The organism is Rhodococcus sp. KBW08 (genome assembly GCF_003852455.1).
GTDB classification, from domain to species: domain Bacteria; phylum Actinomycetota; class Actinomycetes; order Mycobacteriales; family Mycobacteriaceae; genus Rhodococcus_F; species Rhodococcus_F baikonurensis.
This window is the reverse complement of sequence record NZ_QAJJ01000025.1, coordinates 24,205-39,720: the sequence shown is the minus strand read 5'-3', so window position 1 is coordinate 39,720 and position 15,516 is coordinate 24,205. Positions and strand designations below refer to the sequence as shown.

Below are 15,516 nucleotides of genomic sequence, written 5' to 3'. Positions count from 1 at the left end.
CCTGTATATACAGGCATATACATTTATCCGCAGTGACAGTGACCCAGCGCACAGAGCGCAAGGCGCAAAGCACCAAGCACGAAGAAGGTGGGCATTACCCCGACGTCGATTCCGTCGCTCGACGGGCTCGCAGCAGAAAGACAGGCCTATGACTCACGATGGACCGGCCGAGGTCATCCTCACTCCGGAGCGACGCACTATCGACGTCGTCCCGGATGCAGAACGACACGGCACCCCGCGCAGCCAGTTCACTCTCTGGTTCGGCGCCAACATGCAGATCACTGCAATCGTCGACGGTGCTCTCGCCGTCGTATTCGGCGCGGACGCCATCTGGGCGATCGTCGGACTTCTGATCGGCAACATCTTCGGTGGCGCTGTCATGGCGCTTCACTCCGCACAGGGTCCGCGCATGGGCCTCCCCCAGATGATCTCGAGTCGCGCCCAGTTCGGCGTCAAGGGAGCCGTCGTCCCGCTTGTTCTGGTCATCCTGATGTACCTCGGCTTCGCTGCCACGGGCACTGTGTTGGCCGGCCAAGCCGTCAACAAGATCCTGCACATCGACAGCCCCACCGTCGGCATCGTCGTCTTCGGTCTCCTCACCGCATTCGTCGCGGTCACCGGCTACAAGCTGATCCACATCGTCGGCAGAATCGCCACCGTCGTGGGCATCGTCGGATTCTCCTACCTGGCCGTTCGACTGTTCCTCGAGTACGACGTCGCCTCATACGTCGGCATCAAGGGCTTCGACATCGTCACCTTCCTGCTCGCGATCTCGCTGGGTGCCGGTTGGCAGCTCACCTTCGGCCCGTACGTCGCCGATTACTCGCGTTACCTGCCGCGCAGCACCTCCGAGAGCACCACGTTCTGGTCGACGTTCCTCGGTAGCGTCATCGGATCACAGTGGTCCATGACCTTCGGCGCTCTCGTCGCGGCCTGCGCCGGCGACGCGTTCCTGGGTAACCAGGTCGGCTTCATGGGAGATCTCGCCGGACCCGCTGCCATCGCCTTCCTGATCTACTTCGTCATCCTGGTCGGCAAGCTGACGGTGAACGTGCTCAACGCGTACGGCGGATTCATGTCGATCCTGACCACCGTCACAGCCTTCAACGGCCAGTCGCGAATCTCCAGCACCGCGCGCACCCTCTACATCCTCGGTTTCACCGCCGTCTCGGTGTTGATCGCGATCGCCGCCAGCGCCGACTTCCTGGACAACTTCAAGAACTTCGTCCTGGTATTGCTGATGGTGTTCACGCCGTGGAGTGCGATCAATCTGATCGACTACTACTTGATCTCCAAGGAGCGCATCGACATTCCGGCGCTCTACGACGTCAACGGTCGGTACGGAGCCTGGAACTTCACTGCCCTGGCCTGCTACGCCGCCGGTGTTCTCGCCCAGATCCCGTTCCTCGCCCAGAAGATGTACACCGGCCCCGTCACGGACATGCTCGGCGGCGCCGACATCTCGTGGCTCGTCGGCATCGTCTTCACCGGCCTGATCTATTACCCGCTCGCCAAGCGCACCAGTAATCCGCCTGCGTCGATGATCTACCCCGATCACACAGCGATGACCGACTCTCGCGTCTGATCCCCCAACATCTTTCGAACTTCAGCAAGCTAGGAGAACACAATGGAAATCAGCACCCCCGGCCACGAGCCGCGCCCCGTCCGTGCTCCCCGCGGCCCCGAGCTCACGACGCTCGGTTGGCAGCAGGAGGGCGCCCTGCGCATGCTCATGAACAACCTCGACCCCGATGTTGCCGAGCACCCGGACAGCCTCGTCGTCTACGGCGGAACCGGTCGCGCAGCACGTAGTTGGGCGGCATTCGACGCCATGGTCGCCACGCTGAAGACGCTGAAGAACGACGAGACCATGCTGGTCCAGTCCGGCAAGCCGGTCGGTGTCTTCCGCACCAACGAGTGGGCACCCCGAGTCCTGATCGCCAACTCCAACCTCGTCGGTGACTGGGCCAACTGGGAGGAGTTCCGCCGTCTCGAAGACCTCGGTCTGACCATGTACGGCCAGATGACCGCAGGCTCCTGGATTTACATCGGCACCCAGGGAATCCTGCAGGGCACCTATGAGACCTTCGGCGCCATCGCGAAGAAGCGCTACAACGGCTCACTCGCCGGAACGATCACCCTCACTGCAGGTCTCGGCGGCATGGGCGGCGCTCAGCCTCTCGCTGTCACGATGAACGACGGTGTCGCGATCTGTGTCGACTGCGACATCACCCGCATCGACCGTCGTATCGCCCACAAGTACCTCGACACCAAGGCCGACAGCATCGAGCACGCGCTCGAACTGGCGACAGCGGCACGTGACGCCAAGAAGCCGCTCTCCATCGGCCTCGAAGGCAATGCGGCAGAGATCTTCCCGGCGCTGCTGGAGATGAAGGCCCCCATCGACATCGTCACCGACCAGACCTCGGCGCACGATCCCCTCGCCTACCTGCCGATCGGTATCGACTTCCCCGACATGAAGATCATGTCGGAGAAGGATCCGCAGAAGTTCACCGAAGATTCCCGCAACGCGATGGCCGCGCACGTCAAGGCCATGGTCGGATTCATGGACGCCGGCGCCGAGGTGTTCGACTACGGCAACTCCATCCGTGACGAAGCCCGCAAGGCCGGCTACGACCGCGCTTTCGACTTCCCCGGATTCGTTCCGGCCTACATCCGCCCGCTCTTCGAAGAAGGACTCGGCCCCTTCCGCTGGGCAGCGCTCTCCGGTGACCCCAAGGACATCGAGGCCACCGACAAGGCCATCCTCGAACTCTTCCCCGAGAACGAGCACCTGCGCCGCTGGATCACCATGGCAGGCGAAAAGGTTGCCTTCGAAGGCCTTCCGGCCCGCATCTGCTGGCTCGGATACGGCGAGCGTCACCTCGCCGGCCTCAAGTTCAACGAGATGGTCGCCTCGGGCGAACTGTCCGCACCGATCGCCATCGGCCGCGATCACCTCGACTCGGGATCGGTCGCCTCGCCGTACCGCGAAACCGAATCGATGATCGACGGGTCCGACGCCATTGCCGACTGGCCGCTGCTCAACGCCCTGGTCAACACCGCATCCGGCGCTTCGTGGGTTTCACTTCACCAGGGTGGCGGCGTCGGTATGGGACGCTCCATCCACGCGGGTCAGGTGTGCATTGCCGACGGCACCGAACTCGCAGCCAAGAAGCTCGAAGCAGTTCTCACCAACGACCCCGGTATGGGCGTCATCCGGCATGCGGATGCAGGATACGACCACGCCATCGACACGGCAGCCACGCGCGGCGTCCGTATCCCGATGACCGAGAACTGAAACAGCTCCACCACCTCACCCTGAGTTAGGAATTACATTGACCACGAATGGTTCTCGAACCACAGTTCTGACCAACATCGGAACCCTCGTCACCAATGACCCGACTCTGGGTGAGGGCAAGCTCGGCGTACGACACGACGCGGCAATCGTCTTCGACGACGGCGTTGTTGCTTGGGTCGGCGATTCCGCCGACGCCCCGGCTGCCGATATCGGTCAGGATATCGGCGGTCGGGCCCTGCTTCCCGGCTTCGTGGAGAGTCACTCACACCTGGTGTTCGGTGGCGAGCGGGCCGAGGAATTCGCAGCTCGGATGGCAGGCGAAAAGTACGCCGCCGGCGGCATTCGCAACACCATCGAAGCGACGCGCTCGGCCACCGACGAGCAATTGCAGGCCAATGTTCGGCGCCTACTCGACGAATCCCTGCGTTCGGGCAGCACAACCGTCGAATGCAAGACCGGGTACGGGCAGAACACCGAGAGCGAATTACGCAGCGCGCTGATCGCCGGGCAGTTCACCGACGAGGTCACACTGCTGGCTGCCCACGTTCCACCACCCGAATATGCTGGCCGCGCCGATGATTACGTCGCCATGGCGTGCGACGAGATGATCCCTGCCTGTGCGCCACACGCGAAGTGGATCGATGTCTTCTGCGAGCGAGGAGCATTCAACCGCGAACAGGCACATGCAGTCCTGAGCGCAGGCGTCGCCGCCGGACTGATCCCCCGCGTCCACGGAAACCAACTCGGCGAAGGGCCAGGAGTCCAGCTCGCCGTCGAGATGGGTGCCGCGTCCGTCGATCACGTCACCTACGTCACCGCCGAGGACATCGACGCTCTGGCTCAGAGTTCCACCGTCGCAACACTGTTGCCCGGCGCCGACTTCTCCACCCGCAACAAGTACCCCGACGCCCGCGCACTTCTGGACGCCGGAGTCACCGTAGCTCTGGGCGCCGACTGCAACCCCGGCACCTGCTACACCACCAGCCTTCCGTTCTGCATCGCAATTGCGGTGCGAGACATGCACATGACGCCCGCTGAGGCGGTCTGGGCAGCCACTGCCGGTGGCGCCCGCGCGCTTCAACGTACCGACGTCGGAACCCTTTCTCTCGGAACACGTGCCGACGCCATCGCGCTCGATGCACCGTCGTACCTCCACCTCGCCTACCGCCCGGGCGTGCCTCTGGTGCGCGAGGTCTGGAAAAACGGCGCACTCGCCACAAGCTACTGAAATACACTCACCGGGAGGCCGTCGTGGCACATCAGATCGCAGTCGACATCGAACCCAAGCCGTGGACCGGACGCTCCGACGGTACCTCTGCCGAGCATCTGCGGTGGCATCATGCCGTGCAACCGTATTCAGCCGAGACCGCACCCGGTGACTGTGTTCTGATCGGATTCTCCAGCGACGAAGGAGTCCGTCGCAACAAGGGCCGTCGCGGTGCCGCGGACGGCCCGGACGCATTGCGAGCCGGGTTGGCTTCCATGGCGCTGGCCGAACCACTGCAGATTCAGGACGCGGGAACCGTTGCCGTGTCGGGTGAAGAACTCGAGGCCGGTCAAGCCGCACTCGGGAACGCAGTCAGCGCTGCGCTCGATTCGGGACACTTCCCCGTGGTTCTCGGGGGAGGACACGAAATCGCCTACGGTACATACCTCGGCGTCGCGGGCTCAGAGTTGCGGACCGCCGGAGCCAAACTCGGAATCCTCAACTTGGACGCGCACTTCGATCTACGTGGCGATCCGATCCCCAGCTCCGGCACGCCCTTTCGTCAGATCGCCGAGGACGAAGCCGCGGCCGGTACCTCGCATCAGTACAGCGTGATCGGAATCAGCCAGCCCAGCAACACCACTGCTCTGTTCGACACGGCCCACCGTCTCGGCGTTCGCTATCTGCTCGACGAAGAATGCGGAGTGATCGATCGAGGCGTCGTGGATCAGTTCCTCGCAGACTTCCTCGACGACGTCGATCTGGTCTACCTGACCATCGACCTCGACGTACTTCCTGCCGCCGTGGCGCCGGGCGTCAGCGCACCCGCGGCCTACGGTGTCAGCCTGGAAACCATCCAATACGTATGTGATCGAGTCACGTCCAGCGGAAAGCTCGCGGTTCTCGATGTCGCCGAACTGAACCCGAGCCTCGACGTCGACAATCGCACTGCACGGACCGCTGCTCGCCTGATCCATCGGATTGTCACCAAGCACGTGCCGGTTCGGCGCTAGCCCCGAGTACATTCAGCAACACTGAGCAGATCTACGGAACGGCCTGAAAGCTGATGCCGCGAGATCTGTCAGCACACTCCAAACTATGCCCTTCGAGCTCGCTGGCGGTTGCAGTCAAGACGCTGCACAGCCAGCCGTCGAACTCCGCTGACCAGGTATTTCCGGCATGACTGAGCGACGTGTCGTTCAGGTACCTTTCGGCAATGCCCATTGCCACCTCACAAGTGACGCCACCTTGCAGATTGTCGATGGAGGCGACAACGCCTGTCACGGGGTAGGTGATCGTTCCGCACCCCTCGGATGTGGATGTCGTCGGCAATTGTGAAGTCGAAGTCGACGAGTTGCCCGAGCAGTACTCGAAGCCGGGGACTCCACCGATCACGGGAGGCCCGACCGTGCCGTCGTGAATCGAAAAGCCGATCAACCCTCCTGGGTTGCCATTACCGACTTGCCGCGGATCTCCGGTGGTGACGAAGATCGATTCGCCTGACTCGGTCTGAATCGTCATTGTCGAATGATCGTTGCCGTAGGCCGATTCGATCTGAGCCACGGTGGAGCCGTCACCGACGCCGCGGTCGGTCAGCGTTCCCGGCGATGATTCGATGACGGTGACGCCGGCGCTGGTGAGAAGTGCCCGCCCAGTGCCACCAGACGTCGTGAACGGAACGACAGCGCAACTCGGAAACTGCGTGGGCGTTCCGGCCTGATTCCCCAACGACGACAATGCTTCTGCCTGTGTCATACCGAGCGCGAGCGAGCCGAATCTCTCTGAACTTGCCTCTGTCACGGCCGATGCCTTCCCAGGACTACTCGAAACAACAGTGCTCGACGCAGACTCCGTTGACGACGTTGCGTCTGTCCTGTTGAGACTGTCAGAGGCACAGCCACCGAGAAACAACGACAGACAGACGCCGGCCACTACAACCGTGGTTGTAGTGGCTGCGCCGTACCGAACTCGGTCAACTGGTGTGCGCGGTCGGCTTCTCGGCATGTCGGCATCCTTGGTGGGAACGGCTCCCCGCGAGGTCGAGGCATGCCTGACTTCGCGACATTACCCCGGGCGGCGGCGTGTCGATATCGTCTGTTCGACCGACGACAAGAACGCCACCCGGCCTTCGGTCATGGCACCAGGGAATTCTTCTCCAACCAGTCCTGAGCGATGTCGCTCATGTCATCGAGATCGGCAACGCGCTGGTTCATCTCGATGAGGTCTTCAGTGGTCAGTGCCGCCGAAACCCCCGCGAGCACGGATCGGACGTCATCGCGAGCCTTCAACTCGTTGATGATCGGCGTGATGTTCTCGGCGAGGAAGAGATGCTTCGTATCCTCGAGCGCAACCAAGTTCTCCGAGCGCATCGCGGGATCGGTACTGAAGACATCGGCTACCTGTATCTGCCCGCTCAGGAGCGCATTGAGCGTGAGGGGGCCACCTGCATCGAGTGCCAGGAACTCCCGGAACGTGAGGCCGTACTTGGTCTTCAAGCCGGCAACACCGTTTTCGCGCGTCTTCCATTCCGGCGGTCCGCCGAGCGTCAACTCGTCGGCGTACTGCACCAGATCCTCGACGGTCTCGAGCGAATACTTTTCTGCCGTCTCCTGTTTGACGGCAAGTACATCCTTGTCCTCAGCGGGCGACGGCTCGAGAGCTACCAGCCCCTTGGGCAATTTCGCATCGATTTCGGCGGATACTTCAGCTGAAGCCGTCGCCGTTGTCTTGCTGTCCAGATATTGCAACAAGGCGCCGGAATACTCGGGGATCAGATCGATGGAACCATCGCGCAATGCCGGTACATAGAGTTCTCGGCTACCGATGTTCAACTTCTCGGTGACGTCGATACCGTTGGCACGAAGCGCTTCGGCGTAAATGGTCGCAATCAGTTGGCTCTCGGGAAAATCGGCGGAACCGATCACGATGGCGCCCTCAGCGCTACCACCGCCGTCCGTGGCCAAGGGGTCCTTGCCGATTCCGCAGCCGGACAATGCAACCGCTGTCACACCGACCAACGCGGCGATCAATACCTTCTTCATTTCGAATGTCCTCAGATCGGTGCGGGCTCGGGCACAGCAGTGCGTTGTTCGGTGGCGGCAGGCTTCTCTGACTTCTTCTTCCGATCGCGCCTGGTGATGCCAGGCGAAACGACCCGCGCAGTCAGTGCGCCGATTCCGAGATCGAAAACCAGCGCAATCAGCGATACCAGTACGGCTCCGGCCGCCATCTGGCCGTAATCGCTCTGAGCTTTTCCGTCGATCAGCAACCGGCCGAGCCCGCCCAACGAAATGTAGGCGGCCACAGTCGCAGTGGAGACGATCTGAAGAACGGCACTTCTGATGCCGGACAACATGAGTGGCAGGGCACATGGAATCTCGACCTCGGTCAAGATCCGCATCGACCGAAATCCCATCCCCCGCGCGGCGTCGACTGCAGCCTGATCGACCGCTCGAACTCCGGCATACGTGTTGGTGAGAATGGGAGGGATCGCGAGAAGCACCAGGACGATGAGGCTGGGGATCAGATACGCGAGTTTGTTCGGGAATGACGGCGCGATAATGAGAACCAGTAGGATCAGCAGACCGATGGTCGGCAGCGCTCGTAGCGAGTTGGCCAGTCCAGCAACAACAACGGAGCCTCGGCCCGTGTGTCCGATGTAGAGACCGAGCGGGATCGCGATAACCGCAGCCACCGCCAGCGCGGCGAAGGTGTACATCAAGTGCTGAACGAGAAGGGTGGGGATACCGTCCGGCCCGGTCCAGTGGGATCCGTCGAGTAGGTAGTTGATCATGATGTGGTCACTTTCGGGGTCCACGGCGTCAACAGCCGATTCGCCAACATGATGAGGAGATCAAGAATCAACGCCAGCACCAGACACAGAGCGATACCTGCGATGATGGGAGTGTAGAAACGCAACTGAAATCCCTGGGTGAACAACGAACCTATCTGCGGAATACCCAGGAGTGCGCCGAGTGAGACAAGACTGACATTCGAGACGACTGCGACGCGCAAACCCGCACAGATCACCGGAACTCCCACTGGCAACTGCACTTTCAACAGCGTCTGATACGGCCGGTAACCCATCGCCGTCGCTGCCAGAACTGTCTCCGGCGGAACCGAATCGAGCGCATCGGCCACTACCCGCACGAGCAGAGCAACCGTGTACACGGTGAGCGCCACGATGATGTTCATCGGGTCCAGAATCTTGGTACCCAGAATCGGAGGCAGGAGCACGAACAGCGCGAGCGAAGGGATCGTGTAGAGCAATCCGGCCGTGCCCACCACGTAGGGATGCAACCGACGACTGCGATAGGCGACCCAGCCGATCGGCAACGCGACCACCAAGCCGATCACCAAGGGAATCAACGACAGCAGAACATGCCATCCCACCAGGTCCATGATCCGGTCGGACTGACGTCCGAGCCATTCGAAGTTCATCGGAGCGCCCTCCCCGCGTCAGCCAGATCGGCGGCCTCGATGGCTTCCACCGCAGCGTGCGCGGTGACGGTTCCCACCAGGCGTCCGGCGTCGTCCACGACGACGCCACGCTTGCTCGGCGCTGACAGCGCCGCATCCAGCAGAGCGCGCATCGTCCCTGTGGAATCAGCAAGTGTTCCACTGAGATTCAAGTCGTACGGGCGGATACAATCCGTGAGCGCGTCCGGCTTCACCCATCCGAGCGGCTTGTTCGCGGGATCCACTACCAACAGCCACGTATCGCCGGTGAGTGCGCGGGCCGCCGCAGCGGAATCGCCCAGATGCGCAACGGGTTCTGACACTGTCGGTAACTCGCCGTCCAATGTGGTGAACCCCAACGATCGGTACCCACGGTCACGCCCGACGAAGTCGGCAACGAATTCGTCAGCAGGTTGAGTCAGCAATTCGAGAGGCGTCGCCGCCTGCGCAAGAATGCCGCCGGTACGCAGTACCACCACTTGATCCCCGAGTTTCAGCGCTTCGTCGATGTCGTGAGTGACGATGATGATCGTCTTTCCGATTTCCTTCTGCAGGCGGAGAAACTCGTCTTGCAGCTGGCCGCGAACGACCGGATCAACGGCGCTGAACGGTTCGTCCATCAGCATGAATGACGGATCCGCGGCCAACGCTCGCGCGACACCGACTCGTTGCTGCTGTCCTCCGGAGAGCTGCCACGGATAGCGGTCGGCGAAGTTGCTCGTCAGACCAACAGTTTCGAGCAGTTCCATAGCGCGAGCACGAGATTCCTTTTTACTCGCGCCGAGCAATCGAGGCATCGTCGCAATGTTGTCGACGATGGTGCGATGGGGAAAGAGACCCGCGTGCTGGATCACGTACCCGATGCGTCGACGCAGGAGAGCCGGATCCATTCCCGCTGCGGACTCACCGTCGAGCGAAATCGTGCCTGACGTCGGTTCGATCAGCCTGTTGATCATGCGGAGTGAGGTCGTCTTGCCGCAGCCGGAAGGACCCACCAAGGCGGTGATCTTTCCCGTCGGGCACTCCAGATCGAGAGCATCGACGGCAATGGTTCCGTCTGGATACGCCTTGGTGACCTTGTCGAATTTGATCATCTACGAACTACTTTCGTGTCGACCTGAGTCCGGACGCACCCAGGAGAAATGGTCGAGTTCCGTTCGAGCACACACCTACTTGTGATTCGGTCCACCTGCTTACTGGTCGAGCGGTTGAGAAAGAAAGTTCACGGCAGCACTCAGATCTGCACTGAGTGGCCGGTCTTCGGTCCTCGCATCCAGCACCAAACGCGCACGCGCGAGGTATGCACCAAGCTCGGTCGCCGGATCCAGCTCACGCTGTTGTTGTGAGAGTGCGCGAACTGCCGAGATCAGTTCGCACGCCAGCACCAATCGAGACTGGGCAAGAATGTCCGCCAATTGGGTTGCAGCTTGGGATGCAAAACTTGCGTGATCCTCGGTTCCGCGCGAAATTACCGTGTGGCCCAACGACCCCGGTGCCGCCGACGAGCGGATCTCGGCAATGGCAGCAGAAGTCGTGTATTCGAGAAGCATGGTTCCACTGCTGCCCTCAGGACCGTCTGCGAGGAACGCACGGAGGCCGGTGACTGCAGGGTCGGAGAGGTTGGCGAGCCGGCATTGCGAGAGCAGGGCAGCACTGGCGACCGCCAACTTCGCCTCGTCAACTGCAAGAGCGATTGGCATCGCATGGAAATTTCCGTTGTGGATCACCATGTCGTCTTCGACCGACACCAGCGGATTCTCGGAAGACGAATTCATCTCGATACTCAGCGTGTTCTGCAGTCGATGCACCGCTTGCCAGGTGGCACCCAAGATTTGCGGTAGGGCGCGAAACCCGAACGAGTCCTGAACTCTCACGGGTGTGATGTCGTGTGGGGCCAGCAGATCGCGAACCCGCTCGGCGACCTCCGCTTGACCGAAGTGCATTCTTGCCGACTGTACTTGTGCAGCAAACGGTTCGACCGAACTCCGCGACGCAAGCACGGAAAGAACACTGACGACCAAGCAGTGCTGAAGCCACCGCGCGACGTCGATACTGGTGTCGCCGGCGATCGCCACCGTCATCGCATTGGTGGAAATGAACGGAAGTGCATCACCGTGGTGCGGAATCCAACTGACTCCGGTGCGTCCGTCGCGAAGCGGGCTCTCACCGATCAGCCCCATGGCGATTTCGGAGAACGCACTCAGGTCACCCGTTCCGATCGCACCGCGTGCGTGCACTGTCGGCAGGTTCTGCGATGCAACAGCAGCGACCAGACCGTCGATGATGTCGGGATGCATGCCTGAGCCACCGTTGAGAATTTGATTGGTGCGGATGACGATCGCGGCGCGCACCACCCGGTCCGGGAGCCTGGGGCCCGATCCCGTCGCGTGACTTCTCAGAAGCCTCAGATCCTGCTGCACACCGTCGGAGACGGCCGTTTCACGATTCCCGCCTACCCCCGTCGTGCGCCCGTACACCGCTTGACGGGAGGAAACCCGAACCGCGGTCTCCCATGACCGCCGTGTGAGCTCGAGCGCCGCGGCGGCAGGTCGAATCACGGCCGGCTCTCGCGCAATTTCGTTCACCCGGTGAACCGACAACCCTTTCCCGTCGAGCACGACATTGTCGTCTTCCGTCCGGTCTTCCGCAGGAAGACGTTCAGTCATCAGAACTCCATCGATCGAAGGACTCGGCCATCACGACCGGTGTGCATCACATGATCCATGCAATGTGCCCTGGGTCACTTTTGATGAATGTATATTCCTGTATATACAGCCACCTGTCAATAGGGACACCGCAGCTCATCCGCGTGCGCACACCTTGCGTCACCCCAGTACGAGTGAGCAACTGAACACGAATGATCGCTATTCGAGGACGGGTGTCGCCGATCTCCGACGCGCCTCCAGCGCATCGAGAATGAGATCGAGACCGTAGGCGAACTCACTCGTGTGGTCGTAAGCCGGACTCAGACCGTGATCGACGATCATCTCGTGAAGGAAGGGCAACTCTTCAGCCGGAAGGTGCTCGAGGATGCCACTCGCAACTTCTTCGACGTCGCCGGGGGCGCTGATCGGTAGATTTGCCTCCTGGAGAACATATCCGCCGATGTAGCTGTCGATCAGCGAGGCTCCATGGGCGGCCATCGGCAGCGTGAACCCCGCCTTCCGGAGAACTCCCAGCACAGCGTCGAGATGACGCAAAGTCGCCGAGCCAGGGTTGCGTCGCGAATCCAGCAGACCGAGAGCCCAACGGTGCTGCGACAGGACTGCGCGAGCGGAGAAGGCGCGTCCACGGATTGCATCTCGCCAATCCGCACACTCGCTGTCGGGTAGATCGATCGTCTCGAAGACCGCATCGACGACGCCGTCGAGAATCGCATCTTTGTTGGGCACGTGGTGGTAGAGCGACATTGCTTCGATGCCCAATTCCTGAGCCACTCGTCGCATCGTGACGGCCTCGACACCGCCTGCGTCGGCAACGCGGATTGCACCCTCGATCACGCGAGTTCTGTTCAGCGACTGTCGCGGTTGCCGTGCCACACAGACTCCCTCCGAGGAACGAATACGTTGACAACCTTACAGATGTAAGTCACCCTTACAGGTGTAAGTCAGCCTTACGCTCGTAAGGCGCTCGCGAAAGGAGATCACGATGCCGATGCCGAGATGGTGGGGACACGTCAACAAGCGAGTGTTCAACCCGCGAGCGATCTCGAGCGGGAAGTGGCCGGTACTGACACACGTCGGACGCACATCCGGGACGACCTATCAGACGCCTCTCGACGCCTATCCGGTCGACGGCGGCTACGTCTTCATCCTGGTGTACGGATCAGGCTCGGACTGGGTGCAGAACGTCTTGAAAGCGGGGAGCGCTCGACTGTCGGTCGACGAGACGGAGGTGAGCCTCGGCGCCCCGCGCCTCGTCGCGAAAGACGAAGCATTTCAAGCACTTTCCTCAGACGTGTCCCAACCCCCGAGGATGCTCCGCATCACCGAGTATCTCCGGATGGATCTGATCACGGCTTGAACCTGCTCGTCACGCGAGGACCTCGCGCACGGCGGACCTGACTTCGTCCATGCTGCAACCGGATTCGATCAGTTCTGTACCCGTATGCACGAGCGAGTTGATCAACTTCGCGGTGAGCTTGGGGTCCGACACACCGCGGAGACGGAGTGCCTCGACCAGTGGAAGCACAAGACTGTCGTGCATTTCCATGATCCGCGAATCTCGAAACGTTTGCGGGGTCAGCGTCGCCAGCGCTCCGACTATCGCATGCTCCCCGTCGGCAACCAATTGCAGATTTGCTTCGACGTACGCCCATACCGGATCGTCGGCGCCTGCCATCGCCTCGACGATCTTGTCGTTCCAGCGCGGGAACATGTCTTCGACGACAGCGCTGAGGAGATCCTCTCGGGACCGGAAATAGTGGTAGGCACTCGACCTGGCGAGCCCGGCCTTCGCTGCAACCTCACCGAGCCCCGGCGGCCGGTCCGGGGTCTCGGACAGAAGAGCGTGTGCAGCGTCGAGGAGAGAACGGCGCTGAGCAGCGCGATGCTCGGCCACAGTGGGGGCATCGATCCTCGGCACCGAATCTCCTCCAGTCCCCTTGCGGGCTTACTCGCTCTGACGCAATCGACCGTCAACCATTTCGAGGATGCGGTCGCAGTGCCCGAGCACGTCGTGATCGTGGGTCACCATGATCGTAGCGACGCCTGCTTCATGAGTTTCGCGCGAGAGCAGTTCAACCACTTCGTGGCTGCGCTTGCGGTCGAGAGCAGCCGTCGGCTCGTCTACGAGCAGGAGCGAGGGATTACTCATCAGTGCCCGAGCGATACCCACACGTTGACGTTCGCCTCCGGAGAGCTGCCCGGGCCGGCGATCGGCACGGTGACTCATACCGACCGAGTCGAGCAGTTCATCGGCGTCGCGTCCGGGCCGCCCCGTAATCTTGGCAACCAGCCGAAGCTGATCACGCGCCGTCAACGCCGGAACAAGGTTTCCGGATTGAAAGACGAATCCGATCTTGTCTCGCCGGAGTTCGGCCAGGGCACGGGCCGGCATGGCCGTGACGTCGGCGCCGTCTATGACGACCGACCCACTCGAGGTACGCGCGAGGCCGCCTGCGACAGCGAGCAAGCTCGACTTACCAGCGCCTGACGGCCCGACGATCGCGACGAGTTCCCCACGCCGGACGTCGAGATTCACGTCGTCGAGGGCGAGCACCGTGGAGTCACCGTCACCGAATCGAAGACAGACCGCGTCCAATGTCAATCCGGTAGTGGTCTTTTCGACTGTGGTCATCGGTTTTCTCCCAACGCGGTGAGCGGGTTGACACGGGTGATGCGGACGATGGCAACGGCTGCGCCCATCAGCCCGAGTACCGCCAAGAGCGCCGCGCCGTTGACGATCGGACCGGACTCGAGAGCGAACGGCATTCCTCCACCTTCGAGTCCAGAGCCGAGGCCCAACCCGAGTACGACGCCAACACCGATGGAGCCGAGCAGCACCACCAATGCCTGCGCCAGTCCGTCGCGGAGCAGGAAACCGGTGGAAGCACCCATCGCACGCAACACAGCGAGTTCACGACCGCGCTGAACAGTCCAGATACTGAAGAATGCGCCGACAACCAGCGCGGAGATCGCGTACAGAAACGCCTTGATCATCGACATCGTCATCATTTCCGCGGAGAAACCCGGTGACGAGTCGAAAGAGTCCTCGAGCGTCTTGGCAGACGTTCCCGCCGCCGCATCTCCCGATGCGAGGTCCGGCAACGCATCGCCCTTGCCTCGGATTGCCACAACACTTGCCTCGGAATACGCACTGGCGTTGACAGTTTCGCCGATCTTGGCGCCGGCGTGTACCTCCTGCCAGGTATGCAAGGGCAGGTAGGCGACGTCGACGTGTCCGAAAGTGCGTTTGTCTTCGGTGAATCCGACCACTGTCAGCTCGGTGCCGAGTCGGTCGAGTACGACGGTGTCACCGATCGAGACACCGTCGTCACGGAAGGTGGAGCTGACGATGATGTCGGTGTCAGCGAGCAAAGCCCTCCCCTCGGCAGGGGCGGGTTCGAGGAACGAGCCCGGTTCGATGCCGAAAAGAGTGAGATCGACGGGAGTGCCACTGCGAGTTTTTGCATTGACGATCATGTTTCCGAACAGTTCGGCGTCTTGGACATCCGGTTGCGCGCGCCATGCCTGCGCCTGCTCTTCGGTGACGACCGACCGTGAAAAGGCAGAGTCTGCCTTCGTGTCCGGAGCGAAGGCGAATGCCTGGATCGGTGTCCGCTGCAACGCGGACACACCATCGTTGACCAGGCCGGACGAGAGCCCGGACAGGATCACCATCAGGATCGCGATGAGGGCAACCACGGCACCCATCAAGAGGAATCGATTTCGCGCAAACCACAGTTCACGCAGGGCGAGGAACATTCGGGAAGCTCCAAAGTCGTCGATGCGAGTCACGCCGACTTTTATCGACGCCTTGTCGAAATCATATCGACAAGGCGTCGAAAAGCTATGTGAGGTACATAACTACGACTTGTAGTAGGCAACCG

Annotated in this window: 15 protein-coding genes; 5 read left to right on the top strand and 10 right to left on the bottom strand. The window is 61.6% G+C overall.

Annotation, left to right across the window (positions count from 1 at the left end):
* Positions 1 to 148 precede the first annotated feature (148 nt).
* From DBV08_RS28350 to hutG, 4 genes are read left to right on the top strand one after another with little or no spacing between them, the layout of a single operon-like run.
* Positions 149 to 1,585: a cytosine permease gene (locus tag DBV08_RS28350; RefSeq protein WP_069145581.1), complete on the top strand. Its 1,437-nt coding sequence runs from the start codon at positions 149 to 151 to the stop codon at positions 1,583 to 1,585.
* Positions 1,586 to 1,627: 42 nt separating this feature from the next.
* Entirely contained in the window at positions 1,628 to 3,301 is a 1,674-nt protein-coding gene (gene hutU, locus DBV08_RS28345; protein WP_019745352.1) for a urocanate hydratase, read from the top strand.
* A gap of 37 nt (positions 3,302 to 3,338) precedes the next feature.
* Complete coding sequence (gene hutI / locus DBV08_RS28340; protein ID WP_029256288.1) at positions 3,339 to 4,529, top strand: imidazolonepropionase; 1,191 nt, start codon at positions 3,339 to 3,341, stop codon at positions 4,527 to 4,529.
* Between the two features lie 23 nt (positions 4,530 to 4,552).
* Positions 4,553 to 5,521 (top strand): formimidoylglutamase, encoded by a 969-nt coding sequence (hutG, locus tag DBV08_RS28335; protein ID WP_124569607.1) that lies wholly within the window; start codon positions 4,553 to 4,555, stop codon positions 5,519 to 5,521.
* Between the two features lie 31 nt (positions 5,522 to 5,552).
* Here the strand turns inward: hutG and DBV08_RS28330 are convergent, their stop codons facing one another.
* The 7 genes from DBV08_RS28330 to DBV08_RS28295 form a co-directional block, all read right to left on the bottom strand.
* Entirely contained in the window at positions 5,553 to 6,308 is a 756-nt protein-coding gene (locus DBV08_RS28330; protein ID WP_124569606.1) for a hypothetical protein, read from the bottom strand.
* A 332-nt stretch (positions 6,309 to 6,640) separates the two neighbouring features.
* Entirely contained in the window at positions 6,641 to 7,549 is a 909-nt protein-coding gene (locus DBV08_RS28320; RefSeq protein WP_124569605.1) for an ABC transporter substrate-binding protein, read from the bottom strand.
* An 11-nt stretch (positions 7,550 to 7,560) separates the two neighbouring features.
* Positions 7,561 to 8,301: an ABC transporter permease gene (locus tag DBV08_RS28315; protein ID WP_124569604.1), complete on the bottom strand. Its 741-nt coding sequence runs from the start codon at positions 8,299 to 8,301 to the stop codon at positions 7,561 to 7,563.
* Positions 8,298 to 8,948: an ABC transporter permease gene (locus DBV08_RS28310; protein WP_003940005.1), complete on the bottom strand. Its 651-nt coding sequence runs from the start codon at positions 8,946 to 8,948 to the stop codon at positions 8,298 to 8,300. Before DBV08_RS28310 ends, DBV08_RS28315 begins: the two co-directional genes overlap by 4 nt.
* Complete coding sequence (locus tag DBV08_RS28305) at positions 8,945 to 10,060, bottom strand: ABC transporter ATP-binding protein (RefSeq protein WP_124569603.1); 1,116 nt, start codon at positions 10,058 to 10,060, stop codon at positions 8,945 to 8,947. The genes DBV08_RS28310 and DBV08_RS28305 overlap by 4 nt, the downstream gene beginning before the upstream one ends.
* A 99-nt stretch (positions 10,061 to 10,159) precedes the next feature.
* Entirely contained in the window at positions 10,160 to 11,632 is a 1,473-nt protein-coding gene (locus DBV08_RS28300) for an aromatic amino acid ammonia-lyase (protein ID WP_124569602.1), read from the bottom strand.
* Positions 11,633 to 11,830: 198 nt separating this feature from the next.
* Positions 11,831 to 12,505: a TetR/AcrR family transcriptional regulator gene (locus tag DBV08_RS28295; protein ID WP_124569601.1), complete on the bottom strand. Its 675-nt coding sequence runs from the start codon at positions 12,503 to 12,505 to the stop codon at positions 11,831 to 11,833.
* Positions 12,506 to 12,614: 109 nt separating this feature from the next.
* On the opposite strand from DBV08_RS28295, the gene DBV08_RS28290 reads away from it, so the two are divergent.
* A complete protein-coding gene (locus DBV08_RS28290; protein ID WP_124569600.1) occupies positions 12,615 to 12,989 on the top strand; it encodes a nitroreductase family deazaflavin-dependent oxidoreductase in 375 nt (124 codons plus the stop codon).
* Between the two features lie 9 nt (positions 12,990 to 12,998).
* Here DBV08_RS28290 and DBV08_RS28285 read toward each other — a convergent pair whose 3' ends face one another.
* The 3 genes from DBV08_RS28285 to DBV08_RS28275 are packed head-to-tail and all read right to left on the bottom strand — an operon-like array spanning position 12,999 to position 15,391.
* Complete coding sequence (locus DBV08_RS28285) at positions 12,999 to 13,550, bottom strand: TetR/AcrR family transcriptional regulator (RefSeq protein WP_124569599.1); 552 nt, start codon at positions 13,548 to 13,550, stop codon at positions 12,999 to 13,001.
* Between the two features lie 27 nt (positions 13,551 to 13,577).
* The gene (locus DBV08_RS28280) at positions 13,578 to 14,264 is read right to left on the bottom strand and encodes an ABC transporter ATP-binding protein (RefSeq protein ID WP_124569598.1); all 687 of its coding nucleotides are present in this window, start codon (positions 14,262 to 14,264) and stop codon (positions 13,578 to 13,580) included.
* Entirely contained in the window at positions 14,261 to 15,391 is a 1,131-nt protein-coding gene (locus DBV08_RS28275; RefSeq protein WP_124569658.1) for an ABC transporter permease, read from the bottom strand. Before DBV08_RS28275 ends, DBV08_RS28280 begins: the two co-directional genes overlap by 4 nt.
* Positions 15,392 to 15,516: the final 125 nt, after the last annotated feature.

What these genes read in the sequence shown, in the direction of transcription:
- DBV08_RS28305 (WP_124569603.1), bottom strand. Translation starts at nt 10,060, where the DNA reads ATGATCAAATTCGACAAGGTCACCAAGGCGTATCCAGACGGAACCATT.
- DBV08_RS28275 (WP_124569658.1), bottom strand. Translation starts at nt 15,391, where the DNA reads ATGTTCCTCGCCCTGCGTGAACTGTGGTTTGCGCGAAATCGATTCCTC.
- DBV08_RS28315 (WP_124569604.1), bottom strand. Translation starts at nt 8,301, where the DNA reads ATGATCAACTACCTACTCGACGGATCCCACTGGACCGGGCCGGACGGT.
- DBV08_RS28320 (WP_124569605.1), bottom strand. Translation starts at nt 7,549, where the DNA reads ATGAAGAAGGTATTGATCGCCGCGTTGGTCGGTGTGACAGCGGTTGCA.
- DBV08_RS28310 (WP_003940005.1), bottom strand. Translation starts at nt 8,948, where the DNA reads ATGAACTTCGAATGGCTCGGACGTCAGTCCGACCGGATCATGGACCTG.
- hutU (WP_019745352.1), top strand. Translation starts at nt 1,628, where the DNA reads ATGGAAATCAGCACCCCCGGCCACGAGCCGCGCCCCGTCCGTGCTCCC.
- DBV08_RS28280 (WP_124569598.1), bottom strand. Translation starts at nt 14,264, where the DNA reads ATGACCACAGTCGAAAAGACCACTACCGGATTGACATTGGACGCGGTC.
- DBV08_RS28300 (WP_124569602.1), bottom strand. Translation starts at nt 11,632, where the DNA reads ATGACTGAACGTCTTCCTGCGGAAGACCGGACGGAAGACGACAATGTC.
- DBV08_RS28350 (WP_069145581.1), top strand. Translation starts at nt 149, where the DNA reads ATGACTCACGATGGACCGGCCGAGGTCATCCTCACTCCGGAGCGACGC.
- DBV08_RS28290 (WP_124569600.1), top strand. Translation starts at nt 12,615, where the DNA reads ATGCCGATGCCGAGATGGTGGGGACACGTCAACAAGCGAGTGTTCAAC.